We start from the raw sequence: 25,889 nt of genomic DNA, 5'->3' as shown, positions 1-25,889 counted from the left end.
AATGATACATTATCAGTTAGAAGACCAGTGGGCAGAAGATCCACCTATAGAAATGGGAGACATCTCAGGTACCTGCTGACTGATCAGCGCCTTAAAGGGCTGCACGTTTTCGGCAGACAAAGGCAGTTTGAAAAAAGAACGGCTTTGCCCAAGCCTTACATGCGCATATTCCATTGGAAACAATCGCAATCTGATAATACGCAGCGGCAGGGTAAGTTTATAATCCGTATAGGTATCTACGTTATTCACTGATTCTCCTTTTTCAAGACGGCTTACAAAGTCATGAATTTTCTCAGGACGTTTCTTCGCGTGGTACAGCATAAAGAGATAGGGGATCAAAACAGCTACGGGTAAAAACAATAATATAAACAGCACACCATTGGGTGTTTGACTGCTTTTTCCGGCAAAAATACTATAGGCTATTCCCCCAAAAACAAGCACAGCAAAAACTTCTGCGGTAATAAGGGCATTAATGGTTTGCTTTTTATCCTTCTCATGGATTTCAAGCAATGTTGTTTTCAGTTCAGAGAGGTTATTCATGCGGACATGTTGTGTTTAGGAATATGGATTTACTTCATTTGGATTTGAGTTTATAGAAATTACTGATAGCGAGATAAAAACCGGCTACGGATACCAACGCATAAGCGGAAATCAGTGCCCAGATACTTTCTCCCGTTACTTTATAAATCAGCATTTCAATTTTGGTGATACTGATCGTATCATCTCCGGGGCTATGAAACTGTTTATAACGATAGAAGATAAGTGCTATCCCTGCAATACCGAGTAACAAGCCAACGATCACACCTCCCCAGGAAGGCGCATCGTCCTCATCGGGAGATTTATTTATCTCTTCCTCTTTTTGAGAATCATTTAAAGTGCTCATGAGGATGATGGTTAAGGTTTATTGAATCAGGGTTACATCACACATCTCATCCGATCTGTTTCTCCGAGGTTAACCGAATTGAAACCGAATCATTCACAGCGCTAAAATAAATGAAAAAGAGAGAAAACACAAAATGCAATATCAAATGATACTTACTTCCGGCGGATGTACATATTCTTCCCAGGCGGCCTCTGCTTCAGCAACAGAGATATCACCGCTATACACCATCACTCTGTACTTCAGCTGGTAGTGTGCTCCCGGGTAAAGCTGCCATGGTTTCATGCGCGTAGGCGTATAGTTAAACATGAGTTCCCCCCCTTCCATATCTTCCGGCCATACGCGCAAAGGTTCGGGGGAATCAAAATTATCAGGATAGTTCATAATCAGCATTCCTGCCTTTCCCTGTGCGGTAGTGCCTGATATTTTCACCCAACGGGCGCGGGTGCTATCGGCATCTTTGCGGGTCTTACCTTCTGATGTCAGTACCTGGCTGGTTTTAGCTGTAAACTCCGCTGTTGTTCTTAGCCCGAAACCACCGCCATAGCGGTATTGCAACAGGGTAATACCATTGGGGGTATCCGGCGCAAAAGTGGAGGTAAAATCCCATTCCCGGCGGGATCCTTGTTCCGTAGCGGGATAAGCCTGTACCAGCCAGGTTTCCCGAATAGCCGTTTTTTCAGTGCCATCTTTCAGAAATGCAATATGATCCTGACCTGCGCTGAATCCACACCACACATTACCTGAAAGTGTTTCCAGGTGACCATTAAAACGTACTTTTCCTTCTTTCTTCTGCACATTCCAGAAATCTGTTTCTCTTCCTTCAAACAGCGTGTGGGTCCAGGGATTCCAGATACCCATATGATGCAGGTGTCCGGCATTAGGGAAGATGTTAGTCAGCACCACACCATTGGGAGCCCAGAGCGGGTGAATAAAGGCACTGCGGTTATATGCCGTGTCTGCGCCTGCCGGAGCTGCTACTGTTTCAAAATTATATTGCAGGATAGGTTGTTGTTGTTCTTCCAGCAACAGATGACCACCCTGCAGCACTGTTTTCATAGCCGGATTAGTCACCACTGCACCTTTTTTCAGCTCGTATTTCCTTTCTGTACCAGCAGGCGTAGTTCCCTGCATAATCCAGCATAACTGTCCTTTATATACATTAACGGCAACGGGCGTACGCTTTCCGTTGCTGACTTCTTCCAGGCTAACAGGTGCATTACCAACACCGGCTGGCAATGTCGTATATACGATACTGTTATTTCTGCTGATACTGCCTGCTTTTACAATAAAGCCGGCAATTACCTGAGCATGGATGCTGGTAACAAGGAATATCAGGAGAACGGTTAACCCGTGGAATTTTTTCATAAACTGCTGCATAGATTCTCAGAAAAATACGGTTTACTTTTTCACCATGCAAATACTCTGCGTAGGGAAATGATAATATTGTTGCAGTATGGGTAGCTTATTATCTTTTAAATCAATATTTTTGAACGCTTAATAAGGATACTATGGCATCCCCAAATATGAATATGCTGACTACCAAACTCATAATAACCAATAAAGCCGCCTTACAACAGAAATACGGCGATAGTCACCAGCTCATACTGGATGATTTAAATGCGTTGCAAACTTATGACAACAGCAGACACCTGGATGCACACATTATTTTCATTGACGACACCGTGCAGATGCAGGCTTGCCAGGCTACCACCGTAACAGATGCCAACGATGACGCGCAAAACAAGAAAGCGATCGATGATTTATACCGCTTCTTTTCACCGGGATATATACTGCTGGTGGGGGCACAGGATATCATTCCCTTCCAGCGTTTAAAAAATTTATTACCGGGCGACAATGATCCGGATGGAAACATCCCCAGTGATCTGCCTTATGCATGCGATACGCCTTATGACACGGATCCGGGGAAATTCATTTCCCCTACCCGGGTAACAGGCCGGCTGCCGGATATTCCCGCAATGGGAGATGCAAGCTACCTGCATACGCTGATTACCAATATTATTGAGGCGGCACCTGCACAGCGGGGTGATTATCTCCCTTACTTTTCCATCAGCACCTTTGACTGGCAGGATTCTACGCAGAACAGCCTGCAGAATATTTTTGGGAATCATACCAGCATGCTGGTATTTCCGGGAGATGAAACCATGACAGGAACTAACTGGACTGCGGCCCAATTGCAGGCAAAAACGCATTTTATCAACTGTCATGGCGCTATTTATAATCCTGCCTATTACGGTCAGAAAGCAACGGATTTTCCGCTGGCCATGCGATCTGACGTACTGAAAGATAAAATCACGCATGGCACCATTGTAGCAGCAGAATGCTGCTACGGTGGCCAACTGTTTGATCCGAAAAAGAACAGTGCCAAAAGAATCAGCATGGCCAACAGCTACCTTCTGAATCATGCACTTGCCTTTGTAGGCAGTTCCAATATTGCTTATGGTCCACCCACCGGACAGGGATTGGCGGATTTGCTGACACAATATTTTGTGATCAATGTGTTGAACGGCGCTTCTACCGGCAGGGCCCTGCTGGAAGCAAGACAGCGGTTCCTGAACGAAATGGGCCCCACACTTGATCCCTACGAACTTAAAACAGCCGCACAGTTTTACCTCCTCGGCGACCCGTCCTGGCAACCGGTGATCAACGATAAAGATCCCAGTACCACCGGCGCGGAACAGCCTTTCGTAAATACCGTGCAAAACCGCCGCGACAACCTGGAAGCCCGGGGTAAAATGCTGGACGACTTTATCGCCGTTCCTCACCCTTCTGATGGTTCCCATGCAACAGATCCTGCGCTGCACACCGCTATGCACCAGCTGTTGGATGAAAAAAACTTTGCCAAAGAACGGGACCCTARGATTTTTGTAAACAGGAAAAATAGCCAGGCAGGCAAAGAAGATGTCAGCGGCTCCATGCCATCTGTAAAATTTCACGTATTTTCGGAATCTGCCACCACCGGGGAAATACCGTTAACAAAGGTCATTGTGGTGAAAGAAAAAAACAATCAAATACTGGGGTATCGTGAATATGTCAGCAGATAAAACCAACAGGGACCAAAACAATCCCTTCATTACACTCACCGGACGCCTGGTGCTCCGCACATTTGGCAAACATAGTAAAAGTGAACACCTTGGCGTATTCCTGGTAACAGATCAGGGAGACTACCTGATACGTCCTGCCGGCGCCAACCCTTTTATGCAAAATCCCCTGATGCCACTGGCCGGCAAAACGATTGTTGCCACCGGTTGTATTGAGGATTATGTGTTTCTCGCCCAAACCTGGAAAGAAGAGGAATAGCAGCCCGGAGCTCCGGTAACAACGGCTATGAATGTGAACATTACCCGGACCCAGAAAAAGAGATAGCAAGCCTGATGACAAGCGGTTGTAAAATCTGAACTACCCGGTTCCGTAGATAAAAGAGGTAGCAAAGCCGATGACCAACAGTCATAATGCACGCCCTATTCTGCAAAGAGAAGCAGGAGTAAACCCGGTGAGTAACCATATCAGGTTCCCTACCCGGCAATAACAGGCACGCCATAACTATACAGTACATGTATATGTTTTTTTGTTATTTTGTCGTTTCAACGAATCCGCTGATGTTGCGGGAACGCGAACGGTCAAATGTTTACCTATGAATTTAGATGCGTTTATTAACCACCTTGTACGCGAAGGACAAGTAGCTGTAGTCAACCAAATTATCCCTTTTACACCGCAGGAATTACAGGACACCCAAACGATACTGGAGGCATATTATCAAAACGATATACTGGAAATACCCGGTACTGCACCAGCTTTCGATGCGGATGCCGCCCTCTGGGCCGCCGGGTATATTTACAGAATAGTACAACTGGCAATGCTCAGGGAAGCAGGAAAGCAAGACATCCTGCACTGGCTTAGTCCCTACCCCGCAACGCCTACAGCTGCCAGCATTTACAGCGCAGACCTCTGTCTGCGGTACCTGCCAGACCTGCTCAGTCTTAGCAAAAGCCTGGCACCGGATGATCCGCTGATGCAACAAATCAGGGAAACAGCCATGCAATGGCCTTTCTCTTCCACAGGCATGAACCTGCCTGCCAACGGGGATCTCACGGCAGTAATCGCATCGCCCGCTCTCCTACAGGCTTATGCCGACAGAATTATCGCTACCCGTGATTCAAACAGATGCGATATTCCCGCAGTGCAACAAACTGTCACCGCCTCACTTGGTAACTACGCGAGCATACTGTGGCCGGATTATAAAAAATGAACGAATTAAACACCGATATACTACTGAAGGATATGCTGGTTATAGTTATAATGGAGATAAACCGGGTATTGTGGCGGCTACAGAAAGAACTGATGCACAGCCACTGGATCGTGACCAATGCCGTGATATGTGCTGTAGAGTCCATACCTAAAAAGGATCATATTGCGATCATGTCAGAGAATGGGGATCTGGCGGTGTATGACCTGCACGATAACAGATCAGCGGAGTAATACGGCACCGGTACCGGGACCAGTGGCATAGATAATACGTCCATCTTCCATTTTAATACCGGCAGCAGTATCTTCTGCCAGCAGCAACGGTCCATCCATATCCACATAGTCCAGCAGCGGCAACAGATGTGCTACCGCAGAGGTACCCACCGTACTTTCATTCATGCTACCCGTCATCACCTTCATGCCGGCTTGTTTTGCAGTAGCAATCATGCGCAGGGCGGGTGTAATGCCCCCGCATTTGGTGAGTTTGATATTAATGCCATGGAAATAGCCCTGACATTGGGCTACATCCTGTTCCACAATACAGCTTTCATCTGCTATTACCGGCAGTACCACCTGCTCATACACCTTTTTCATTCCTTCTTTATCGGCTGCCGGCATGGGTTGTTCGATGAATTCCACGCCGAGTTCTTTTAATGCAATGGCGTTGCGCAATGTTTCATCAACACCCCAGGCACAATTGGCATCTACTCTAAAAACTGCGTCTGTGTGCTTTCTCAGCTCAGTAATGATGGCAATATCTTCTTTAGTGCCCAGCTTGATCTTATAAATAGGCCACGGAAATTCTTTCAGTTTGCGCACCATATTTTCTACGGTGTCAATGCCAATGGTATAATCTGTCAGCGGATTATGTGTAATATCCAGGCCCCATACTTCGTACAACTTTTGATGCTGTTGTTTAGCGTAAAGGTCCCATGCAGCAATATCCAGTGCGCAGAGTGCAAACATATTGTCCTGCAGCAAAGGATACATATCCTGCCAGAAAGCGGCTGGCGTGCTGAGGTGATAATCTTCAATAAAAGAACGATGTTGTTCTATCGCCTCTATAAGATGGGGTACCGTTATATTGTAGTAGGAATTATCTGCTGTTTCTCCCAATCCACTGTGGCCATCCTGCTCCAGCTTCGCTACCAGCAAAGGTTGCACGTCTTTCGATTTACGGGAAATCGTAAAGGTGTGACGAAATTTCAGTTCAAAAGGGTAAAGGGTGAGCTTCATATACTGAAAATACTACGATTTTTTTTCTTGTGCACGATTAAGAGCATTTTGTGGAATACGATATCGCCAGTAGTGCGATGCGACCGCAGGAATATTGATCCTTTCTGTGTCCGGATGGCCGGTTGAGCGTCCTTCAGCGGCCAGCAGATCCTGTATCTGGAAAATACGCCACATGGCAGGTGCCTTCATATGGCGGGCGACGATTTCCCGGATCAGCGCCGGGCTGGCTTCAGCAGGTGCAGGACCTTTATGGTGTAGTTCCTGCTGATAATATTTTCGGGAGATGTGAACGTCTTCCTGCCACCATCCTCTCAAAGTGCTCATGTCGTGCGTAGAAGGCGTTAATACAGAAAGATACGGCGCTTTGGATATTGCGGTAAAGGTGACGTCTCCTGCTTTTGGCATGCGTTCTATTTCCAGGCTTAAAATACCTTGTGCCTGCATTACGCCGGGAACACATGCTGGTACCATGCCCAGGTCTTCCCCACAAATAAGCATGTTGGTAGCTCTTTTGATCAGCGGCAATTTATGGATCGCTTCTTTGCGCCAGCAACTCTCCTGCCGTACGTAGAAGTAGTCGTGATACAATGCCTGCAGATGCCTACGGGTACTGCCATCCAACGCAGCAAAAGAATAGGTAGCTGCCATATCATAACGGGGATGATACAACGTTCTGTTACGGTTTGTCACCTTTATAAACAGTACATCTGCCAGGAGGGTATATAGCATATTTTTCACTGCTTCCGACAGAGTAGATTCCAGTACTTTTCGCTGGGTATCAAATGCAGGGAGCAGCTTATAACGACCATCTATGAGGGGTTCCATCAGCTGCTCTTTCATCATGCCGGCATAATTACCAAAAATATCTTCCAGGACGGCGTTGGTAATGTAAGGCTGACAAAACCGATCTTCTTCAAAATCTATTCCACGCAGCCGCATTTCTTCCCGGCTAACGGGAACGGCTGGATGAAAATAACCGAGTATTCCCTGTATAGCATCTCCTGGTATTTGCCAGATGCGGAAAAAGCCGAGAATATGATCGATACGAAAGGCATCGAAGTAAACGGACATATGCCGGAGCCTTTGCTGCCACCACTCCAGGCCATTGACCGCCATTTGTTTCCAGTTGTAGGTAGGAAAGCCCCAGTTTTGTCCTGTTGTGGTAAAACTATCGGGAGGAGCACCCGCCTGCATATCCAGGTGATAGCATTCGGGATTCATCCAGGTATCTGTGCTATGGCGGGCTACGCCTATTGGAATATCTCCTTTCAGCGCTACGCCGCACTGGTGTACCGCTGCTGTGGCAGCCGCTAACTGCCGGTGGAGATGATATTGCACAAAGAAGTGATAGTGTGCTGTCGCAGCAGCCGCTTCATCTGTTATAATAAGTTTGTTGATAGCTGTGTAGTCGTAAACGTTAAGGATCGGCCATTGAGTAAAATCACCTGTTTGATAGCGATCGCGCAGGTAACAATATACTGCATAAGGCAGGAGCCAGTGTTCATTGGAAGCAAACCACTGCCAGTAATCGCGTGTTTGCAGCTTCTCTCCTTCTGCTTCGTATAATGCCCTGAGATAGGCCAGTTTAAAAGACATGACCGTTTCATAGTCCACTGTTTCCTTTTCGTTCAGCCATTGCCGTAACCGACCAAATTGCCGTTGCAATGGATGCGTATCCGGCAGGCTACCTACCTCCTGCAATCTTATGTATAGCGGATGCAATGCGAAAGAGGAAATAGCTGCGTAGGGATAGGAATCTTTCCAGGTATTGGTTTGGATGGTATCATTCACCGGCAGTACCTGTATGAGTTGAAAACCTTTGTGCTTCGCCCATTGCGCCAGTTGAGGCAGGTCTGCAAATTCTCCGGTGCCAAATCCTTCCGTACTGCGCAGACTGAATACCGGCACCGCAATGCCGGCGCCTTTCCAGGGGGTATAGTCTATGCGCAGGAGGCCATCGTGCAGAATTACCTGTCTGCCTGTTACTGCTACCGTATGCAGTTCCCTGTTATCCCCATTTTCGAACTGTACAAACGCTTGTATATCCAGGTCATAAATACCGTACTTATAATAAAGCGGCATCGGTGATCCGGAGAGATCCAGTGCCACAGAAAACCAGCCCTGGGCATCGTATTGCAGCAATAATGGCTGTAAAATATTCCAGTTACCGGTTGATGGGTTGCTACCCAGTAAACAAATGGTTTTATGACGATCTAACAGGGGGGCCTGTACGCGGAATATATGCGTGGCCGTTAGTGGCCCGATGATAGCAGCGGTGGTTCTGGGATAAAATACGCGGGAGAATGGCGCCGTGAGCCAGGCATTTTCCGGGCGGGCGGCATCATTCCAGGTATCTGTAAAAACCACTTCAGGATGCTCTCCGGGGGTGAAGGCAAATTCCCGTACGGCTCCTTCGTATACTACGTCTTCCAGTTCTCTTAAAATATACTGGTATTGGAGGGTAAAGGCTTCTCCGGGAGCCAGCTGAATATCGGTATACCACCAATCTGCATTCAACCATTGCATACGGCGGGCATGCCTGGGCACATCACTGCCCAGTGCAGGTAAATTACCCAGCAGATAAAGTTCCTGCCCGTAATAAGTATGGTAACGGAGATAAAAACGTAGTCTATAATTCATTGGGTCCCGGCTAAGCGGGAACAAAGTAAGAAAAAATAGGGATCAAGTTGAAAACCTGAGAGATAGTGTAAATTTTAAGCATGAAGTTTAGTCAATCTATAAAGGAAGAATGCTGCAGATCTAAGCCTGCCAACTGCCCGAAAGCGGGTATCACGGATATTTTAGCAGGAATTTTATTTCGTTGTCGCTAAATACGCCTTTAGGATATAGGGCATTAAGAACACCCGTCATTACCTACAAAAGTGTATTGTGATTATGTTGGCTCCGTCGATGCTATGCTTAACACCCGCTAAATACCTATAGAAGCAGTGCAGCAGAGGTGGACTTGATGCGGGGATGACGTCCGGATGTATAACCGGGATGAAATTGCATCAGAAGATGTATGGAGGTCAGAAGTGGCCATAGCAGGGCTGCTTCAGTGTCAGACTGTAGCTGTGGAAAGAGAGGTACTATTCAAAAGGAAGCAGGTATAAGGGGTTTATTCATCAAAATATCTCCGGGGGCAAGATCGCTTTATTCCAGTTGAATGACAGCTGGATATGCGTGTGTATAGATAAGTTTGGGAAGCAATTTCGTCCGCTTTGGATACCTACGTTTATGAGCATATTTGGGTACCTGTGGCGCTGCCACCGCAATAATATCTGCGGCCATGTATTTTCTGTTGCCCGATGGACCATCTTTGTACATCGCTCTTACCTGGAAAACTACTACCAGTGAACCTTGCCCGGGTACCTCCAGCGAAACATTTGTTTCCTGGAAAGTGGTATCCGGCTCTATCATTAGCGTAACAGTTTCGCTACCCACCACCTGGCGTGATATAAAATCAATGCGCGTTGCGATCACTTTTACTTCCAGGGCAACCATGCCTTTATACCCGGCGATGGTTTGTGCGGGAATATTTAATATTCCGTTACTCAGAAGCCGGGGAGCCACCGGAAAGAAACGATCTACACCGGTATGTTGATTGAAGCGGAAGCCTGTCAGGGCCTCGTGATGATCGCCGGCAGCAATGAGTAGCCTGTTCAGCCGATTGATGTGGCCGCTGTCACAGGGGATATCCAGGTGACCGTAGAAAGCATGACGGATAAAAGCGCCTTTCCGGCTGGCGATGCCAAAGCGCCGGGATGCGCGGCGGGTAGCAGCCGTTTGCCGTACGCTTTCAGGCATGGAGCGCAGGAAATAGTTGCCATTGCGCTTATACCCAATGAGAGGACCGAGTTTTCCCGTAAAGGGAATGATAGACATTTGTTTTGCCATGAGAGATAATTTTGATTACTATAAATATAACATAATCCCGGGGAAGCTGTTTATGGGACAGATGGAAGATTAGCTAAAGGGAGTGTAATGGGTATTGTTTAATATTCAACGATAGTCCGGGAGGGATTTGAGAATGGCAAACGTGAGTGTATTGGCATTTAGAGAATATTGAAAAAGATATTCCCCCGGTTTTCAACTTAATCCAAAAATAGCTTGTCTTACTCAGGATTAGCTGATTATCCTGATTCTTAATAAGTCCATAAAAAAATTGGCGAAGACAAAACAGATCCATCTGTTTCCATCTTCGCCAATTATATTAGAAAATCCGGGTAATCATCTTCATCAGCGTCCTGCTGAGTAAGACAAACTACGCTTATTTTACTTCTTCGAATTCAGCATCAGTTACGCCATCGTTAGCAGCGTTAGGTTGACCCTGTTGCTGACCGCCGTTAGGCTGTTGAGCACCTTCCGGTTGACCCTGAGAAGCTTTGTACAGCTCTTCAGAAGCAGCAGTCCACGCAGCTTCCAGTTCAGCAGTAGCTATATCCAGCTGTGCACCGTCCTGAGATTTGTGTGCTTCTTTCAACTTATTCAGTGCGTTTTCGATGGTTTCTTTCTTGTCAGCAGGCAGTTTATCACCGTACTCCTTGATCTGTTTTTCAGTCTGGAATATCAGGCTATCCGCTTTATTCAGCTTTTCGATCTGCTCACGTTGTTCTTTATCTGCAGATTCGTTGGCTTTGGCTTCGGCTTTCATCTTTTCGATTTCGTCCTTGTTCAAGCCGCTACCAGCTTCAATTTTGATGTTCTGTGTTTTACCAGTGCCTTTATCTTTTGCAGTTACGTGCAGGATACCGTTGGCATCAATATCGAAGATTACTTCGATCTGAGGAACGCCACGCGGAGCCGGAGGAATATCACCTAAGATAAAGCGGCCCAGTGTTCTGTTCTGGCTGGCCATTGGTCTTTCACCCTGCAGTACATGGATTTCCACGCTAGGCTGGCTATCTGCTGCGGTAGAGAAAGTTTCAGATTTCTTGGTAGGAATAGTGGTATTGGATTCGATCAGTTTGGTCATTACACCGCCCATTGTTTCGATACCCAGTGACAGTGGTGTAACGTCCAGTAACAGTACGTCTTTCACTTCACCTGTCAGTACACCACCCTGAATAGCAGCACCTACGGCCACTACTTCATCCGGGTTTACACCTTTATTAGGTTTTTTACCGAAGAATTTTTCAACTACTTCCTGGATTTTAGGAATACGGGTAGAACCACCTACCAATATTATTTCATCAATTTCAGAAGTATTCATACCGGCGTCTTTCAGTGCTTTGCGGCAAGGCTCCAGTGTTCTTTCCACCAGGCTATCGCTCAGCTGCTCAAATTTAGCGCGGGTTAATTTTTTCACTAAGTGTTTAGGAACGCCATCCACTGCAGTGATATAAGGAAGATTGATTTCAGTTTCCTGAGAAGAAGACAATTCGATCTTTGCTTTCTCAGCAGCTTCTTTCAAACGCTGCCATGACATTGGATCTTTGTGTAAATCTACTGCTTCGTCTTTTTTGAATTCGTCAGCCAGCCAGTCCATGATCACTTTATCGAAGTCATCACCACCCAGGTGGGTATCACCATTGGTAGATTTTACTTCAAATACGCCATCACCTAATTCCAGGATGGAGATATCAAAGGTACCACCACCAAGGTCAAATACAGCGATTTTGCTATCGATGTGCTTTTTGTCCATGCCATAAGCCAGTGCAGCAGCAGTAGGCTCATTGATAATACGACGAACCGTCAAACCGGCAATTTCACCGGCTTCTTTGGTCGCCTGACGTTGTGCATCATTAAAGTAAGCAGGCACAGTGATCACCGCTTCTGTTACTTCCTGACCCAAATAATCTTCAGCTGTTTTCTTCATTTTCTGCAGGATCATCGCTGAAATCTCCTGCGGCGTATATAATCTGCCGTCAATATCAATACGTGTGGTGTTGTTATCACCTTTTACCACTTTATATGTAACGTGACTCACTTCACTGGCAACTTCGTCAAAATGACGGCCCATAAAACGCTTCACTGACATAATAGTGTTTACGGGGTTGGTAATAGCCTGACGCTTTGCAGGGTCACCTACTTTCCTTTCTCCGTTCTTCAAAAAAGCCACTACAGATGGGGTTGTTCTCCTGCCCTCATCATTGGCAATCACTACCGGTTCGTTACCTTCCATTACGGCAACGCATGAATTGGTAGTTCCTAAGTCAATGCCTATTATTTTTCCCATAGTATTAAAGATTATCCTTTAGTTGTAAGTATGTTTTCGTGTTTGTCGTTGGTTTGTCAATGATTATGCCAAGCAAAAAAATATGAAATTATGTCAGTCAGGTACCCTATATTTGAGGATAGTATTTAGTTATTAGGGGCTGTCAGCTATTCCCAAAGACGTTAATGACTAAATAACCCAAAACACAAAATTGTTCATAGCCTCGCCTTCCTTTAAGCTATTTCATTCCTGTCCTACCGGTTTTTATTGGTAAAAAATTGTATAACCTAACCGTTATTCTTATGAACAAATCCATTCTATGGAGGGTTGCATGCCTGTTGTTAGCAACCACCCCGATGATGAGCCAGGCTCAGGATCAACCATCCACCACTTCTGCCATTAGTGCTACTCCATCTGTACGATTATTCCGTGGTCCTGGTGACTACAAAGTCTGGTCCATTGGCATCAATGGCGGCGTATTGGCGCCTGTAGTTGCTACTGGTGGCAGTAATGACTTCACTAAATGGAAAGGATCTGCCGGTTATGGCGCCTATGTAAAATACCAGATACTCCACTTCCTGGCCCTGAGGGCTGATTATGTAGGTGGTAAGTTACAGGCCGATAATAGTAAAAGCCTGGGAAATGGAAAGCCGCTTGTGAGCCCTTACAAATCTTTTGAAACCAAACTTCCCTGGTCTGCCACGTTAAATGCCGTGTTTAATATTACTACTGTCAACTGGCTATTCAGACAAAACTTCGTTTCGCTGTACGCCTCTGTGGGCGGTGGTTTAGCTGGATACAAGCCAACACTGGAGCTAAACAATGGTACCCAGGTAAATTATAAATCAGACGATAAAGCTATTAAGGAACTGATTATTCCGGTAGGAGCAGGTCTTAAATTCAAACTGTCAGAGGCCATCAACCTGGACCTTGGTTACACCATGTATTATACGGATGGTGATAACCTCGATGGTTATCCACATGGCCCCAACAAGGATAAATACTCCTATGGCTACGCCGGGCTGGAATTTGCACTGGGCAAGAAAGGAAAGAAACAATTGCAATGGCATAACCCTGCCAGCGCCATGTACGATGAGCTGGAGGCACAAAAAGCCACCCTCGCCGCCTCTCTGGACGCTGCCAATCAAAACAATGCCAGGTTGACGGCTGATGTAGATAAACTGACAAAAGACAGTGATGGAGATGGCGTTTCTGACTTCTTCGATAAATGCCCGGGAACTCCTGCCAATACCAAGGTAGACGGCTCCGGTTGCCCGCTGCCAGTACCGGTAATAGAAAAGAAAGAAGAAAAAATAGTGATTACCGAAGAAGATACCCGTATTGTAAAAGAAGCGATCCGCAACCTGGAATTCGATTTTGCCAAAGCCAGCATCAAGCCGCATTCCTATCCTGCACTGGACAGAGTCGCAGATCTGCTGAAACGCAAAAACCTTAACCTGAAACTGAGCGGACATACCGACAATGTAGGTAGTAAGGACCGGAACCTTGCCCTGTCGAGAGAAAGAGCGGAATCCGTTAAAGCTTACATGGTAGAAAAAGGCGTCAATGCCTCCAAAATTGAAGCCGTGGGCTATGGCATGTCACAGCCTATTGCCAGCAATAAAACCGCTGCAGGCCGACAAAAGAACAGAAGAGTAGAGTTTACCATATTCTAGGAATAATTACGAATTACAAATTACGAATTACGGATTTGTGGGAAGAAAATAGAGGAAGTATCCGCTGTCATCTTCTCACAAATCCGTAATTCGTAATTTGTAATTCGTAATTTCATTTTATGGAACCAATAACAATCAGAACGATAGTGGCTTCAGATGATCCGGTGGTAGCCAACATAGTAAAAACCACCCTGACAGAATTCGGTATGAACAAGGCCGGTACCGCGTTTTCAGACCCTACCACCGACCACTTATCTGTACTCTTCGATATTCCCCGCGCCATTTATTACGTAGCAGAAATGGAAGGCCGCGTTATTGGAGGCGCTGGTATTCATCCGCTGGATGGCGGAGAAGCACATGTATGTGAATTGCAAAAAATGTATCTGCTCCCGGAATCCCGTGGTAAGGGCCTCGCAGGCAAGCTTATTACCTTGTGCCTCGACTATGCTAAACAAAATGGCTATACGCAGTGCTACCTCGAAACCAGCCCCGAATTAGCCCGTGCAAGAAAAGTTTATGAACAATTCGGTTTCAGGTACCTGACAGGACCGATGGGTAACACCGGCCATTTTGGCTGTGACAGCTGGATGTTGAAGGATTTATAGTTTTCTACAGGGAGAGGTGTGGCTGCTACTATATAAAAACGGCATACTTATTGCAAACTGGGCCGTACATAAAAGAACATATCATGAAAAAACTTATTCTGTCTGGCGTACTAGCCATCGGAACTATGCTGGCAGTACAAGCGCAAAATGTAAAATTTGGTATTAAAGGGGGTTTGAATATTTCCAAACTCACGGCTTTTGATGAGTCTAAAACCCTGGCCGGCTTCAATGCAGGTGGTTTCATCAACATTGGACTGAATAAAAGCTGGGCCATTCAGCCTGAAGTAGTGTATTCCGCCCAGGGAACAAAACTGAATTCCAGTGTATTTTTTGGATTGGGTCATATCCCCAGCACTGTTAAGCTGAACTATGTGAATGTGCCGGTAATGGTTCAATACACGATCGCAGAAGCATTTTATGTAGAAGCAGGCCCACAGCTGGGCATCCTGGCCAGCGCAAAATACAGGGTCAATAACAACACCACAGATGTTAAAGACGATATGAAATCTATCGATTTCGGACTGGGCTTTGGTTGCGGCTATACATTTGATATGGGACTCGGTGTAAACGCCCGGTATAATTTTGGCCTGACCAATGTATTTGATTCCGACAATTTCAATCACAAAAATTCAGTAGCACAGATCGGCCTGTCTTACAAATTCTAAGCATAAGGAGAAAAGCATAAAGCAAAAAGCTATTGTGTAGCAGATATCAGCAGATATTCTACACAATAGCTTTTTGCTTTATGCCGTATGCTTTCTGCTAATTGACTATCTTTGCCCCTCGCATTAATCATTTTCAGCATGAGTGTTGTACAAACCATCAGAACGGCCGCCGTGGCCGCCATTAAATCGCTTTACGATCAGCCGTTAGTTGAAGCAGACATTTCAATCAATACGACCAAACCTGAATTCGAAGGTGAGTATACCATTGTAGTTTTCTCTTTCACAAAATTCAGCCGACAAAAACCAGAAGAAACAGCGCAACGCATCGGCGAATACCTGACGGCTCATAACCCGGAACTGGTTTCCCGTTTCAACGTAGTAAAAGGCTTTCTGAACCTGAGCATCAACGATGCCTACTGGACTAAATTTCTGCACACAAATTATAGTAACGCAAACATCGGAATACAGCCTGCCAATGGTAAAAAGATCATGGTGGAGTATTCATCTCCCAATACCAACAAACCTTTGCACCTGGGGCACCTGCGTAATAATTTCCTGGGCTTTTCCATTGCTGAAATTATGAAAGCAAATGGCTTTGAAGTGATCAAGGCCAACCTGGTAAATGACCGTGGTATTCACATCTGCAAATCCATGCTGGCATGGCAACTCTTTGCACACGGTGATACGCCGAAATCCAGCGGCATTAAGGGCGATCACCTGGTGGGTGACTACTACGTGAAGTTTGAATCTGTGGTAAAAGAACAGGCCGAACCTATTATCGACCGGGTACTGGAAAACAACTTTGCCGATTTTGAAGGCGCTGAAGTGGAAAAACTGGAGAAACTCGTTACTGCACTGCACAAGCCGGAAGTAAAAGAAGATAAAGAAAAAACGGCCAAGATTATGGACGACATCAAAGAGATGTCGCGTAATAAGACCGAGATCATGCAGCAGGCCAAAATCATGCTGCAGCAATGGGAAGCCGGCAACCCGGAAGTAAGGGAACTGTGGGCCACCATGAACAGCTGGGTGTATGAAGGCTTTGCAGAAACCTACAACCGCCTGGGCATTAATTTCGACAAGATGTACTATGAGAGTGAAACCTACCTGTTAGGTAAAAACCTCGTAGCAGAAGGACTGGAGAAAGGCGTTTTATTCAGAAAAGAAGACAATTCTGTATGGATAGACCTCACCGCCGATGGACTTGATCAAAAGCTGCTGCTCCGTGGAGATGGCACCTCTGTATATATGACACAGGACCTGGGTACCGCCCGTTTGAAATACGAGGATTACCACATGGACCAGAGTGTGATTGTAGTGGCAGATGAACAGAACTACCATTTCAAAGTACTGCAACTGATCCTGGAAAAGCTGGGCGAGCCCTCTGCTCCTGGTCTCCTGCACCTCAGCTATGGCATGGTGGAATTGCCACATGGTCGTATGAAAAGCAGGGAAGGTACTGTAGTGGATGCAGATGACATGATCACTGAAATGATACAGACTGCAGAAGAAAATGCCAAAGAACTCGGTAAAAAACTGGATACTTTTTCTGAAGAAGAGCTGCATGAACTGTACGACACCGTAGGTATGGGTGGTTTGAAATTCTTCCTGCTGCGTGTAGATCCTAAAAAGAAAATGATCTTTGATCCTAAAGAATCTATTGACCTGCATGGATTCACCGCCACCTTCATCCAGTATGCACATGCGCGTATTAAATCCATTATCAGGGAAGCAGGTCCGGTAGCAGATCTGGCTACATTCAGTTACACCGGCGAATTGTTACCGCTGGAAAAAGAACTGATCATACTGAACGAACAATTCCCAGGCGTGCTGGCAGAGGCTTATCGTGAGTTGAGTCCGTCTGTTATTGCCAATTATATTTTCTCCATTGCACAGTTATTCAATTCTTTCTATGGAGAAAGAGTAGATGGGGTACCTACCTATTCTATTGTAAGAGCGGCTACAGAAGAAAAGAAAAAACTGCGCCTGCAAATTATCATGCTCACTGCCAACATCATTCAGCAGGGTATGAAATTAATGGGGATCCGGGTACCAGAACGGATGTAAAAAGCATTTTTTATATAATAGAAAAAGGAAGGCCAATCGCCTTCCTTTTCTTTTTTTAAATAAACGCTGCAAGCCTTACGAATCACAGCGTTAGCAGCTTGCGACCGCCGTGGCCGAAACTGCCGAAGAAAATACCACAGTAAGCAGCAACGAAAAAAGGAGCTTGCCTATCCTTTATGCGCTGTTTAAAATCCTTCTACACTGTGGCAAATAATTTTATCCGTAGTCACTTCTTTTTCTCCTATCAAGATAGCTTTATCACACAGGGCTTCCCCTTTCTCCTGCTCACCTGCACCCATATACGATTTTCCGAGCATAAACATAGCAAAAGCATTGGTAGGTTGCAAGTGCAACACTTTTTTCCATTGTACAATCGCCCGTTTAAAAAGCCGCTTGTCGTACAGGTCGTGCGCCTGCTGTTGATAATGACCTGCTATTACCGGCGTATCCTTAACAACGTATAGACCAGGCCGATAGTTTACCGCTATCCGCTGTTTCTTATTAAAGTAACCAGCTGCCGGTTCACTATAGATTGCAATAAATAGTATAATGGTACATATACTGATTATGAGCTGGCAGGGTTTCATGAATCGCGGCACTTAAAGTGGGTGCCGGACAAATATAGAGTATATATAATTTATATGCAATAAATTATATATACTATTTTCTAGCCGTTAAGTTCATCTCCGCTGAAAGACAGCGGTAACAGATCATTTGCACGGTTAATAACATATATTTTACCACTCAGACCTCCCAGGATAAGCCGGATAGGGGCATCCTGTTTCGCTTCATATTCAGATATTGCCTGCCGGCACATGCCACAGGGTGAAATGGGATGCGAACTATCGCCATTGATATTATGATAGCTGATAGCAATGGTATCAATATCTATATTGGGATATACAGAAGCTGCAGAAGCCAGCGCTACTCTTTCTGCACATAAACCAATCGGGAAAGACGCATTTTCCTGGTTAGAACCAGCTACTATTTCACCATTGGCCAGTCTGATGACGGCTCCCACCTGGAAATGTGAATAAGGTGCATAGGCATATGCTGTTACTTCACGGGCTTCCTTGAGCAACCATGCATCCGCATCATCAAGGCCAGTAATATCATCGTAAACGAGGTATTCAATATGCAGCGATTGTTTTTCCATATCAGCGTTTTTGGGTAGTACTTACGGCCGTGGGCTTGTCGGGGTAAGACAACTACGGACCGGCGATATGCCGGTCCGTAATTTACTTTAAATTATATTTAGGTACAATTACTTACTTAATATTTCTGAAGATACGGCTCCAGCGGATACCACCTTCTCCGTAACTCATCCAGATCAACCATGCCTTACCGACTACGTGATCTTCCGGTACAAAGCCCCAGAAGCGGGAATCCAGGGAGTTATTCCGGTTATCACCCATCATCCAGTAATAATTCATTTTGAAAGTATAGGAATCAGCAGCTTGACCATTGATAATGAATTTACCATCTTTTCTTTCCAGTGTATTGCCTTCGTATACACGTATAATACGGTCGTATAAGGCAATATTGCTTTCTTCCAGTTTAACGGTAGCTCCTTTTTTAGGCACATACATAGGACCGAAGTTTTCATCTGTCCATTTGAAATGCGCGGTATCATGCGGGAAAACGCTGTTGTAATTAAAGTCTGCAAAATTAGATTCCTCGTAGATCGTCACACTTTTAACAATCGGAAATTGTTTTAGCGCAGTAACGTTTGCCGGTGTGAGGTTATACAGAAATTTGTTGCCATCAATCTGGTAGAAGTCCGGCGGTGTGGTAGCAATGCCCAATTCTTCCAGCCTGCTGGAATTCAGCTGATCACCGGTGGTTTCTACAATGTATTTATGCTGACTACCAGCAGGAACAGGTGCTGCCTTACCATTGATATATACAGCGCTATGAATGATCTGTAAGGTATCGCCGGCTTGTGCCATGCAACGCTTAATATAATTCTCGCGCTTATCTACCGGGCGTTGAATAATCTGAAATGAGTTCTGTACTGCCTGCCAGCCATTTGCCCTTACCATGTTATAATAACTGGGATCGGGTGAATCTATGGCCACAGTATCACCTTCCGGGAAGTTAAATACCACTACATCATAGCGTTTAATGTCGGAAAAGCCGGGTAAGCGTCTGTACTTCCATTTTACCGCTTCAGAATAAGCTTTGGCAGATTTAGTGAAGGGCAGTGTATGGTGCACAAAAGGCACTGCCAGGGGGGTCATGGGGATACGTGGACCGTAACTGATCTTACTTACAAACAGAAAATCGTTCACAAGTAAGGTCTTTTCCATAGAGGGGGTCGGGATCGTATAGGCCTCAAAAATAAAGGTGCGGATAAGCGTGRCTGCTATGATAGCGAAGATACCAGCGTCTAACCATTCTCTAACCGCAGATTTCTTTTTCTTTGGCTGACTGTCTTTGTTTTTTTTCCAAAATGCCAGGTTCATTCAGTTACGCTTATTAGATGCTTAAAAAGGCAAATATAATATTCTGTTGTTAGCCAGTAGCTATTACTTTACAAAAGTTTTCTTAAAAATAGATTAAAAGATAGTTTATTATAATTTTCGCCCATATGGTGCCACGACAAATGAATTGCCTAAATTTGACTTTTTACTATACCTGCGTTGAATACATTTACCATTAAGGATATTGAAAACTTTACCGGTATAAAGGCACACACGATAAGGATCTGGGAACAACGTTATCCGCTTTTTCAGGCCAGGAGAAAGGACACTAATCATAGAACATATGATAGCGATGATCTGAAAACGTTATTGCGCATAGCCTATTTATACCATCACGGGATAAAGATCTCGCGCATAGCTGCTTTGTCGGCAACGGAACAAAACAAATTGTCACTGGAAATTGCGATGGAAGGGAAATCCACCCTGTTACCCGTAAATGACCTGATTGCTGCCGCCCTCGACTATGACCATCAACAGTTTGAGCGCATTTTTTATAACCAGGTATTACACCTGGGCTTTGAAAAATGCATTACACAGGTTGTGTATCCTTTTCTTGAAAGGATAGGCGTATTATGGTTAACAGGGAATGTAATACCCGCGCAGGAACATTTTTCCTCCAACATTATCCGCACCAAAATAATGACAGCGATTGACGGGCAGCCCATGAATCCTGCTGCTACAGAGCATTTCCTGTTGTTTTTACCGGAAGGGGAATTTCATGAGATTCCGCTGTTATATGCACAATACCTGCTGAAAAAACAAGGTAAGCTGGTGACCAGCTTCGGCGCCAATGTGCCGCTGGACGATTTGCATGCGTTCCTGGCTGCAAAGAAAGTAACCCATATTTATACCCATTTACTCACCAATCTCTCTTCCTTCACCATCACTGAGCTGACAACAAAACTCAGTCTGCAATATCCGGATATAAAGTTGTTGGTGGCTGGTCCGCAGACGAAGTTGCTGACACGCCCATTGCCGGCGAATGTACTAATAGCGGAAAGCCTGGAAAAGTTGTTGTCTTTTAGTAATTAGTTATAGTACACCTGCTAATATCTCATTGATTTCACGGGCGCGGTTCAGCACCATAAAGTGGCCGCCATCGGGGATCAGGTGGGTCGGTTTCAGGTATTTAACGGGGAAAGGCAGGTCTTTGGCACCATGAATATGGACCAGTCCTTCGGGTACTTCTTCATTTTCCCAATGCAGGATAGCATTTACAGCCCACCGCATATAGGTATAATCCCGCTTCGCGAGATATTCATTTACCAGTGTCCGCTCTGCTTCGGTTTCTATATTGAGAAATTTTCTAACGATGACATTCCTGCGCTGGTAAAGAATCTGATCGGGGAGTTTATGCAGGCCGAGTCGTTTTACCCAGTTGTAATAAGGTGGTTTTTCCGAGCTGAGTTTAATGCTGGAAAGCAGGATATTCTTTTCTACGGGGATATGCCGGGCTATTTCCAGGCTCATCATACCACCAAAGGATACACCCATCAGGGAAACAGGCCCATCAGCCGTAATACCTTCTGCCATACGGGCGGCATATCGGCTGATGGGCTCATCCTGCAGGGGAGCGATCCACTGCAGGTGATGCACCTGGTAGTTGGTGGGGAAACGCAGGTTATTAAAAATGCGTTCATCCGCCCCAAGTCCACTGATCAGATACAGGTGTTTTTGCATATAGCTGATTAAGAACTTACTTTTTTCTTATCGCGGGCAGGTACTACAAAATCATCCACATCATCTACAGTAATGGTTTTACCGGATAAGATGATCAACCTTTCCACCACGTTTCGGAGTTCGCGGATATTACCTGTCCAGTTGTGATTTTGCAGGGCTTTCATCGCTTCTTTATCTATTGCTTTACGGGAAATACCATATTCACTGCAAACGCTGTCCAGGAAACTATCTACCAGTAAAGGAATATCATCTCTGCGATCGTTCAGGGAAGGTACATGAATCAGGATCACACTTAAACGGTGATACAAATCCAGGCGGAAATTTTTGCCTTCCACTTCCTGCAGCAGGTCTTTATTGGTTGCTGCCACTACACGAACATCCACACTGATTTCTTTATCACCACCTACGCGGGTGATCTTCCCTTCCTGTAAAGCGCGTAGTACTTTTGCCTGAGCACTGAGACTCATATCCCCTATTTCATCGAGGAAAAGGGTACCACCGCTGGCCTGTTCAAATTTACCGATGCGTTGTTTTACCGCGGAAGTAAAGGAACCCTTTTCGTGACCAAACAATTCACTTTCTATCAATTCACTTGGGATAGCAGCGCAGTTTACTTCTACCATAGGGCCGGCGGCGCGGTTGCTGCGTTCATGCAACCAACGGGCTACCAGCTCCTTACCTACCCCGTTTTCGCCGGTCACCAATACCCGGGCATCTGTAGGGGCTACCTTTTCTATGGTTTCCCTGATCTTCAGCAGCGGGCTTGACTGGCCTATCATTTCCGGCACCTTATTTACCTTGCGGCGCAGGGTTTTGGTTTCGGTGACCAGGTTGGTTTTATCCATGGCATTACGCAGGGTAATGAGCAGGCGATTCAGATCCGGTGGTTTGGAAATATAGTCGTAGGCACCTTTTTTCACGGCATCTACGGCAGTATCAATGTTGCCGTGACCAGACACCATGATAATAGGAATGTCACCGTTCACTTCCCGTGCTTTCTCGAGAAATTCCAGTCCATCCATTTTAGGCATTTTGATGTCGCACAAAACGGCATCATATGGCTTTGCCTGGAACATTTTAAATCCTTCCATGCCGTCTGCGGCCTCATCTACCTTATACCCTTCATAACTTAAAATTTCCGTGAGCGTTTTACGAATACTTTTTTCGTCGTCTATTATTAGAATGTTAGCCATAATCGAGTTTGATTTTGTATTACCAGCAATTAGCTGCCATTTATACAACGGGCAAAAATAAAGATTAATCAGTTAAAATTGCAGTATATCTAATATCATTTAACATGTCGGAAACAATTGAGATCGTGTCCTATAATTCCCTTTGGCCGGAAGAGTACCGGGAGATCGCCCTGCAGCTCAAAAATGCACTGGGGGAATATGCGCTGGCCATTGATCATATTGGTTCTACCAGTGTGCCGGGTTTACCGGCGAAAGATGTGATTGACGTACAGGTAACCGTAGCCTCCCTGGACTTACCATTGCAGCCGGAACTGGAACAGCTGGGATATACTAGAAAAGCACACCTGACAGATCACCGGCCCCCCGGCAGGGATGATCTGGCAGACATAGAACTACAAAAAGATTATTATTTCAGAAATAACAGGAGAATCAATCTGCATGTGCGGGTAGCGGGCCGGTTTAATCAGCAGTATGCATTGCTGTGCCGGGATTATCTGCGTACGCACCCACATGCTGCCCAGGCCTATGCGGTGGTGAAACAACAACTCTCTAAATATTTTCCGCATAACGCAGATGCGTATTACGATATCAAGGATCCGGTGTTTGATCTGATCATGGAAGGGGCCTATGAGTGGAGGAAGCTGTTAGCTGTTAGCTTTTAGCTGTTAGTCTTTAGCGAATGGGGGAGCGAGGGTATTTGAGCGGTTAACACTGATAGATGGCGATATAGCTGTTAGCCATTAGCTGTTAGCTTTTAGTCTTTAGCGAATGGGGAGCGAGGGTATTTGAGTGGTTAACGTTGATAGATGGCGATATAGCTGTTAGCCATTAGCTGTTAGCTTTTAGTCTTTAGCGAATGGGGGAGCAAGGGTATTTGAGCGGTTAACGTTGATAGATGGCGATATAGCTGTTAGCCATTAGCTTTTAGTCTTTAGCGAATGGGGGAGTAAGGATATTTGAGTGGTTAACATTGATAGATGGCGATATAACTGTTAGTGTAATACAGTGCTATTGCTCATCTTCGCTGCATTGTGCTAACAGCTAATGGCTAAAAGCTAAAAGCTCTTGAAATTCAGCAAACAGTCTACTACCTTTACAGGATTTATGCGTAATTTCATCATATATAAAGTGCCAATACCTGTAATATCCATCCGCATATGAATGATTTTTTGGAAGAGTTGAAGCGGCGGCACCAACTGGCAGCGGCGAATGCCTATCCGGCTACCGGTGCAGTAGATGATTTCGTCAGCAATCTGGTCAACTGGCTTTTTCCGGAGCACACGGGTCAGGTAATGGCCGATCCAGTAGTACTGGAGCAATACAGCCATCAGCTGGAAGCACAGTTACAGCAGTTACTGCAATCTATGGTGCATCAGTTGCCCACAGATACGGCTGCTTTGAGTGGGACTTTTATGAGTAAAGTCCCGGTAATTTATGATGAGCTGACCAAAGATGCAGGCGCCATTTACCAGGGTGACCCGGCTGCGTCCTGTATATATGAAGTGATCCGGGCTTATCCGGGTTTTTATGCCATTGCTTTTTATCGCATTGCGCATGCCCTGTACAACCTGAAAATACCGGTGTTACCGCGTATGATTACAGAACTGGCGCATTCCCGTACCGGTGTGGATATTCATCCGGGAGCAGTAATTGCCCCCTGGTGTTGTATAGATCATGGAACTGGCATCGTTATCGGGGAAACAACCGTCATAGGACCACATGTAAAGCTGTACCAGGGCGTTACCCTGGGAGCGCTGAGCATAGAAAAGAGTATGGCGCGCAGCAAAAGGCATCCTACTATTGAAGAACATGTAGTGATCTATGCCGGCGCCACTATACTGGGCGGAGATACTATAATTGGCCATCACAGTGTAATTGGTGGTAATGTGTGGCTCATTAAAAGTGTAGAACCATTTTCCAGAATCTATTACAAAGCAGAACATAAATTTTCAGACACAAATCAGGATTAATACAATACAATGGCTTCCATCATAGATCTCATCGGTAATACGCCGATGGTAGAATTGAAAAATATTTCGGTTAATCCGGCGGTGAAAATATTTGCCAAGCTGGAAGGCAACAACCCCGCAGGCAGTGTGAAAGACAGGGCTGCTTATGGTATGATCAAAGGGGCGCTGGACAGAGGCGATATTAAGCCGGGTATGAAACTGATTGAAGCTACCAGTGGTAATACCGGCATTGCATTGGCCATGATTTCCAGCCTGTTTGGACTGGAGATTGAACTGGTAATGCCGTCAGATGCCACCAGGGAGCGTGTACTCACTATGGAAGTATACGGCGCCAAAGTAACACTTACGCCAAAGGAGTTATCGATGGAAGGTTCTATAGATTATGCCAACGACAAGGTGGCCCAGGGGGGTTATTTTATGCTGAACCAGTTTGCCAATCCTGACAACTACGGCATGCACTACAAGACTACCGGACCTGAAATATGGAAGGATACGGAAGGCGCCATCACTCATTTCGTGAGCGCTATGGGTACTACCGGTACAATTATGGGCGTATCGCGTTATTTAAAGGAACAAAATCCGGAGATACAGATAGTAGGTTGCCAGCCTACAGATGGTTCCAAAATTCCTGGCATCCGCAAGTGGCCGGAGGCATATCTTCCTAAAATATTTGAAAGACCAAGAGTAGACCGCATCATGGATATTTCAGAAGAAGAAGCCAGGATCATGACCAAAAGACTGGCAAAAGAAGAAGCTGTTTTCTGTGGTATGAGCAGCGGAGGCGCTGTGGCAGCGGCAGTACGGGTATCTCAGGAACTGCGTAGTGGCATTATCGTTAGTATCATCTGCGATCGCGGGGACAGGTATTTATCGAGTGATCTGTTTGCTTAGCTTTTAGCTTTTAGCTGCCAGCTATTAGTTTTTACCGGTTAAATTACAGCAGTTATCCATCATTACTATAAAAGAGAAAGGAGCGAAGATGATCTTCGCTCCTTTCTCTTTATAATCTTC

General features: G+C 45.5%; 24 protein-coding genes. 12 read left to right on the top strand and 12 right to left on the bottom strand.

All coding sequences use genetic code 11. From position 1 onward, the window contains the following. Nucleotides 1-12 precede the first annotated feature (12 nt). The 3 genes from AC1DP6_RS16920 to AC1DP6_RS16910 form a co-directional block, all read right to left on the bottom strand. Nucleotides 13-540 (bottom strand): hypothetical protein, encoded by a 528-nt coding sequence (locus AC1DP6_RS16920; RefSeq protein ID WP_477055883.1) that lies wholly within the window; start codon nucleotides 538-540, stop codon nucleotides 13-15. A gap of 34 nt (nucleotides 541-574) precedes the next feature. Further along, nucleotides 575-883 (bottom strand): hypothetical protein, encoded by a 309-nt coding sequence (locus AC1DP6_RS16915; protein ID WP_477055882.1) that lies wholly within the window; start codon nucleotides 881-883, stop codon nucleotides 575-577. Between the two features lie 141 nt (nucleotides 884-1,024). After that, nucleotides 1,025-2,248 (bottom strand): DUF6807 domain-containing protein, encoded by a 1,224-nt coding sequence (locus AC1DP6_RS16910; RefSeq protein ID WP_477055881.1) that lies wholly within the window; start codon nucleotides 2,246-2,248, stop codon nucleotides 1,025-1,027. Nucleotides 2,249-2,391: 143 nt separating this feature from the next. Between AC1DP6_RS16910 and AC1DP6_RS16905 the strand changes: the two genes are divergently transcribed. From AC1DP6_RS16905 to AC1DP6_RS16890, 4 genes are all read left to right on the top strand, one after another. Then, nucleotides 2,392-3,945, top strand: a complete 1,554-nt coding sequence (locus AC1DP6_RS16905; RefSeq protein WP_477055880.1) for a C25 family cysteine peptidase — start codon at nucleotides 2,392-2,394, stop codon at nucleotides 3,943-3,945. Beyond that, nucleotides 3,926-4,201, top strand: a complete 276-nt coding sequence (locus tag AC1DP6_RS16900) for a hypothetical protein (protein ID WP_477025918.1) — start codon at nucleotides 3,926-3,928, stop codon at nucleotides 4,199-4,201. Before AC1DP6_RS16905 ends, AC1DP6_RS16900 begins: the two co-directional genes overlap by 20 nt. A gap of 334 nt (nucleotides 4,202-4,535) precedes the next feature. After that, a complete protein-coding gene (locus tag AC1DP6_RS16895; protein ID WP_477055879.1) occupies nucleotides 4,536-5,150 on the top strand; it encodes a hypothetical protein in 615 nt (204 codons plus the stop codon). Beyond that, nucleotides 5,147-5,380 (top strand): hypothetical protein, encoded by a 234-nt coding sequence (locus AC1DP6_RS16890; protein ID WP_477055878.1) that lies wholly within the window; start codon nucleotides 5,147-5,149, stop codon nucleotides 5,378-5,380. The genes AC1DP6_RS16895 and AC1DP6_RS16890 overlap by 4 nt, the downstream gene beginning before the upstream one ends. Here AC1DP6_RS16890 and AC1DP6_RS16885 read toward each other — a convergent pair. From AC1DP6_RS16885 to dnaK, 4 genes are all read right to left on the bottom strand, one after another. After that, nucleotides 5,369-6,382, bottom strand: coding sequence for a dipeptide epimerase (locus tag AC1DP6_RS16885; protein WP_477055877.1), 1,014 nt, complete (start codon nucleotides 6,380-6,382; stop codon nucleotides 5,369-5,371). The genes AC1DP6_RS16890 and AC1DP6_RS16885 overlap by 12 nt on opposite strands. 12 nt (nucleotides 6,383-6,394) lie before the next feature. After that, nucleotides 6,395-9,022 carry a 4-alpha-glucanotransferase gene (locus AC1DP6_RS16880; RefSeq protein WP_477055876.1) on the bottom strand — a complete coding sequence of 876 codons (2,628 nt, stop codon included), beginning with the start codon at nucleotides 9,020-9,022 and terminating at the stop codon, nucleotides 6,395-6,397. A gap of 513 nt (nucleotides 9,023-9,535) precedes the next feature. Further along, entirely contained in the window at nucleotides 9,536-10,279 is a 744-nt protein-coding gene (locus tag AC1DP6_RS16875; RefSeq protein ID WP_477055875.1) for a hypothetical protein, read from the bottom strand. Between the two features lie 373 nt (nucleotides 10,280-10,652). Then, nucleotides 10,653-12,560 carry a molecular chaperone DnaK gene (dnaK, locus tag AC1DP6_RS16870; RefSeq protein WP_477055874.1) on the bottom strand — a complete coding sequence of 636 codons (1,908 nt, stop codon included), beginning with the start codon at nucleotides 12,558-12,560 and terminating at the stop codon, nucleotides 10,653-10,655. A 281-nt stretch (nucleotides 12,561-12,841) separates the two neighbouring features. Here dnaK and AC1DP6_RS16865 point away from each other — a divergent pair, with 281 nt between their 5' ends. The 4 genes from AC1DP6_RS16865 to AC1DP6_RS16850 all read left to right on the top strand — a co-directional run bounded on the left by AC1DP6_RS16865 (nucleotide 12,842) and on the right by AC1DP6_RS16850 (nucleotide 17,552). Next, complete coding sequence (locus AC1DP6_RS16865) at nucleotides 12,842-14,215, top strand: OmpA family protein (RefSeq protein WP_477055873.1); 1,374 nt, start codon at nucleotides 12,842-12,844, stop codon at nucleotides 14,213-14,215. 119 nt (nucleotides 14,216-14,334) lie between these two features. Next, nucleotides 14,335-14,820, top strand: coding sequence for a GNAT family N-acetyltransferase (locus AC1DP6_RS16860; RefSeq protein WP_477055872.1), 486 nt, complete (start codon nucleotides 14,335-14,337; stop codon nucleotides 14,818-14,820). 83 nt (nucleotides 14,821-14,903) lie between these two features. After that, a complete protein-coding gene (locus AC1DP6_RS16855; protein WP_477055871.1) occupies nucleotides 14,904-15,485 on the top strand; it encodes a porin family protein in 582 nt (193 codons plus the stop codon). Nucleotides 15,486-15,623: 138 nt separating this feature from the next. Beyond that, the gene (locus AC1DP6_RS16850) at nucleotides 15,624-17,552 is read left to right on the top strand and encodes an arginine--tRNA ligase (protein ID WP_477055870.1); all 1,929 of its coding nucleotides are present in this window, start codon (nucleotides 15,624-15,626) and stop codon (nucleotides 17,550-17,552) included. 185 nt (nucleotides 17,553-17,737) lie between these two features. On the opposite strand, the gene AC1DP6_RS16845 is transcribed toward AC1DP6_RS16850, so the two are convergent. From AC1DP6_RS16845 to lepB, 3 genes are all read right to left on the bottom strand, one after another. Beyond that, nucleotides 17,738-18,139 carry a tetratricopeptide repeat protein gene (locus AC1DP6_RS16845; RefSeq protein ID WP_477055869.1) on the bottom strand — a complete coding sequence of 134 codons (402 nt, stop codon included), beginning with the start codon at nucleotides 18,137-18,139 and terminating at the stop codon, nucleotides 17,738-17,740. Nucleotides 18,140-18,219: 80 nt separating this feature from the next. After that, nucleotides 18,220-18,708, bottom strand: a complete 489-nt coding sequence (locus tag AC1DP6_RS16840; RefSeq protein ID WP_477055868.1) for a cytidine deaminase — start codon at nucleotides 18,706-18,708, stop codon at nucleotides 18,220-18,222. Nucleotides 18,709-18,820: 112 nt separating this feature from the next. Then, complete coding sequence (gene lepB / locus AC1DP6_RS16835; RefSeq protein ID WP_477055867.1) at nucleotides 18,821-20,017, bottom strand: signal peptidase I; 1,197 nt, start codon at nucleotides 20,015-20,017, stop codon at nucleotides 18,821-18,823. Nucleotides 20,018-20,194: 177 nt separating this feature from the next. Between lepB and AC1DP6_RS16830 the strand changes: the two genes are divergently transcribed. Continuing rightward, complete coding sequence (locus tag AC1DP6_RS16830) at nucleotides 20,195-21,067, top strand: MerR family transcriptional regulator (RefSeq protein WP_477055866.1); 873 nt, start codon at nucleotides 20,195-20,197, stop codon at nucleotides 21,065-21,067. Here AC1DP6_RS16830 and AC1DP6_RS16825 read toward each other — a convergent pair whose 3' ends face one another. Both AC1DP6_RS16825 and AC1DP6_RS16820 read right to left on the bottom strand, forming a co-directional pair. Next, the gene (locus AC1DP6_RS16825; protein ID WP_477055865.1) at nucleotides 21,068-21,715 is read right to left on the bottom strand and encodes an alpha/beta fold hydrolase; all 648 of its coding nucleotides are present in this window, start codon (nucleotides 21,713-21,715) and stop codon (nucleotides 21,068-21,070) included. It abuts the gene before it with no gap. Between the two features lie 8 nt (nucleotides 21,716-21,723). Further along, nucleotides 21,724-22,908 carry a sigma-54-dependent transcriptional regulator gene (locus AC1DP6_RS16820; RefSeq protein WP_477055864.1) on the bottom strand — a complete coding sequence of 395 codons (1,185 nt, stop codon included), beginning with the start codon at nucleotides 22,906-22,908 and terminating at the stop codon, nucleotides 21,724-21,726. Nucleotides 22,909-23,012: 104 nt separating this feature from the next. Here AC1DP6_RS16820 and AC1DP6_RS16815 point away from each other — a divergent pair, with 104 nt between their 5' ends. From AC1DP6_RS16815 to cysM, 3 genes are all read left to right on the top strand, one after another. Next, nucleotides 23,013-23,570 (top strand): GrpB family protein, encoded by a 558-nt coding sequence (locus AC1DP6_RS16815; RefSeq protein ID WP_477055863.1) that lies wholly within the window; start codon nucleotides 23,013-23,015, stop codon nucleotides 23,568-23,570. Nucleotides 23,571-24,065: 495 nt separating this feature from the next. Continuing rightward, complete coding sequence (locus AC1DP6_RS16810; RefSeq protein ID WP_477055862.1) at nucleotides 24,066-24,878, top strand: serine O-acetyltransferase; 813 nt, start codon at nucleotides 24,066-24,068, stop codon at nucleotides 24,876-24,878. Nucleotides 24,879-24,887: 9 nt separating this feature from the next. Next, on the top strand, nucleotides 24,888-25,769 hold the full coding sequence (gene cysM / locus AC1DP6_RS16805) for a cysteine synthase CysM (protein ID WP_477055861.1): 882 nt from the start codon (nucleotides 24,888-24,890) through the stop codon (nucleotides 25,767-25,769). Nucleotides 25,770-25,889: the final 120 nt, after the last annotated feature.

This window comes from Chitinophaga sp. 01L420 (assembly GCF_056399985.1).
Note: the sequence above shows the minus strand (reverse complement) of the source record. Positions and strands in the feature narration are given on the sequence as shown.

Excerpts from the sequence above, each read along its gene's own strand:
- AC1DP6_RS16825 (WP_477055865.1), bottom strand. The coding sequence starts at position 21,715 with ATGCAAAAACACCTGTATCTGATCAGTGGACTTGGGGCGGATGAACGC.
- AC1DP6_RS16885 (WP_477055877.1), bottom strand. The coding sequence starts at position 6,382 with ATGAAGCTCACCCTTTACCCTTTTGAACTGAAATTTCGTCACACCTTT.
- AC1DP6_RS16880 (WP_477055876.1), bottom strand. The coding sequence starts at position 9,022 with ATGAATTATAGACTACGTTTTTATCTCCGTTACCATACTTATTACGGG.
- cysM (WP_477055861.1), top strand. The coding sequence starts at position 24,888 with ATGGCTTCCATCATAGATCTCATCGGTAATACGCCGATGGTAGAATTG.
- AC1DP6_RS16915 (WP_477055882.1), bottom strand. The coding sequence starts at position 883 with ATGAGCACTTTAAATGATTCTCAAAAAGAGGAAGAGATAAATAAATCT.
- AC1DP6_RS16820 (WP_477055864.1), bottom strand. The coding sequence starts at position 22,908 with ATGGCTAACATTCTAATAATAGACGACGAAAAAAGTATTCGTAAAACG.
- AC1DP6_RS16910 (WP_477055881.1), bottom strand. The coding sequence starts at position 2,248 with ATGAAAAAATTCCACGGGTTAACCGTTCTCCTGATATTCCTTGTTACC.
- dnaK (WP_477055874.1), bottom strand. The coding sequence starts at position 12,560 with ATGGGAAAAATAATAGGCATTGACTTAGGAACTACCAATTCATGCGTT.
- AC1DP6_RS16875 (WP_477055875.1), bottom strand. The coding sequence starts at position 10,279 with ATGGCAAAACAAATGTCTATCATTCCCTTTACGGGAAAACTCGGTCCT.
- AC1DP6_RS16860 (WP_477055872.1), top strand. The coding sequence starts at position 14,335 with ATGGAACCAATAACAATCAGAACGATAGTGGCTTCAGATGATCCGGTG.
- AC1DP6_RS16890 (WP_477055878.1), top strand. The coding sequence starts at position 5,147 with ATGAACGAATTAAACACCGATATACTACTGAAGGATATGCTGGTTATA.
- AC1DP6_RS16850 (WP_477055870.1), top strand. The coding sequence starts at position 15,624 with ATGAGTGTTGTACAAACCATCAGAACGGCCGCCGTGGCCGCCATTAAA.
- AC1DP6_RS16845 (WP_477055869.1), bottom strand. The coding sequence starts at position 18,139 with ATGAAACCCTGCCAGCTCATAATCAGTATATGTACCATTATACTATTT.
- AC1DP6_RS16810 (WP_477055862.1), top strand. The coding sequence starts at position 24,066 with ATGAATGATTTTTTGGAAGAGTTGAAGCGGCGGCACCAACTGGCAGCG.
- AC1DP6_RS16855 (WP_477055871.1), top strand. The coding sequence starts at position 14,904 with ATGAAAAAACTTATTCTGTCTGGCGTACTAGCCATCGGAACTATGCTG.
- AC1DP6_RS16895 (WP_477055879.1), top strand. The coding sequence starts at position 4,536 with ATGAATTTAGATGCGTTTATTAACCACCTTGTACGCGAAGGACAAGTA.
- AC1DP6_RS16815 (WP_477055863.1), top strand. The coding sequence starts at position 23,013 with ATGTCGGAAACAATTGAGATCGTGTCCTATAATTCCCTTTGGCCGGAA.
- AC1DP6_RS16865 (WP_477055873.1), top strand. The coding sequence starts at position 12,842 with ATGAACAAATCCATTCTATGGAGGGTTGCATGCCTGTTGTTAGCAACC.
- AC1DP6_RS16840 (WP_477055868.1), bottom strand. The coding sequence starts at position 18,708 with ATGGAAAAACAATCGCTGCATATTGAATACCTCGTTTACGATGATATT.
- AC1DP6_RS16920 (WP_477055883.1), bottom strand. The coding sequence starts at position 540 with ATGAATAACCTCTCTGAACTGAAAACAACATTGCTTGAAATCCATGAG.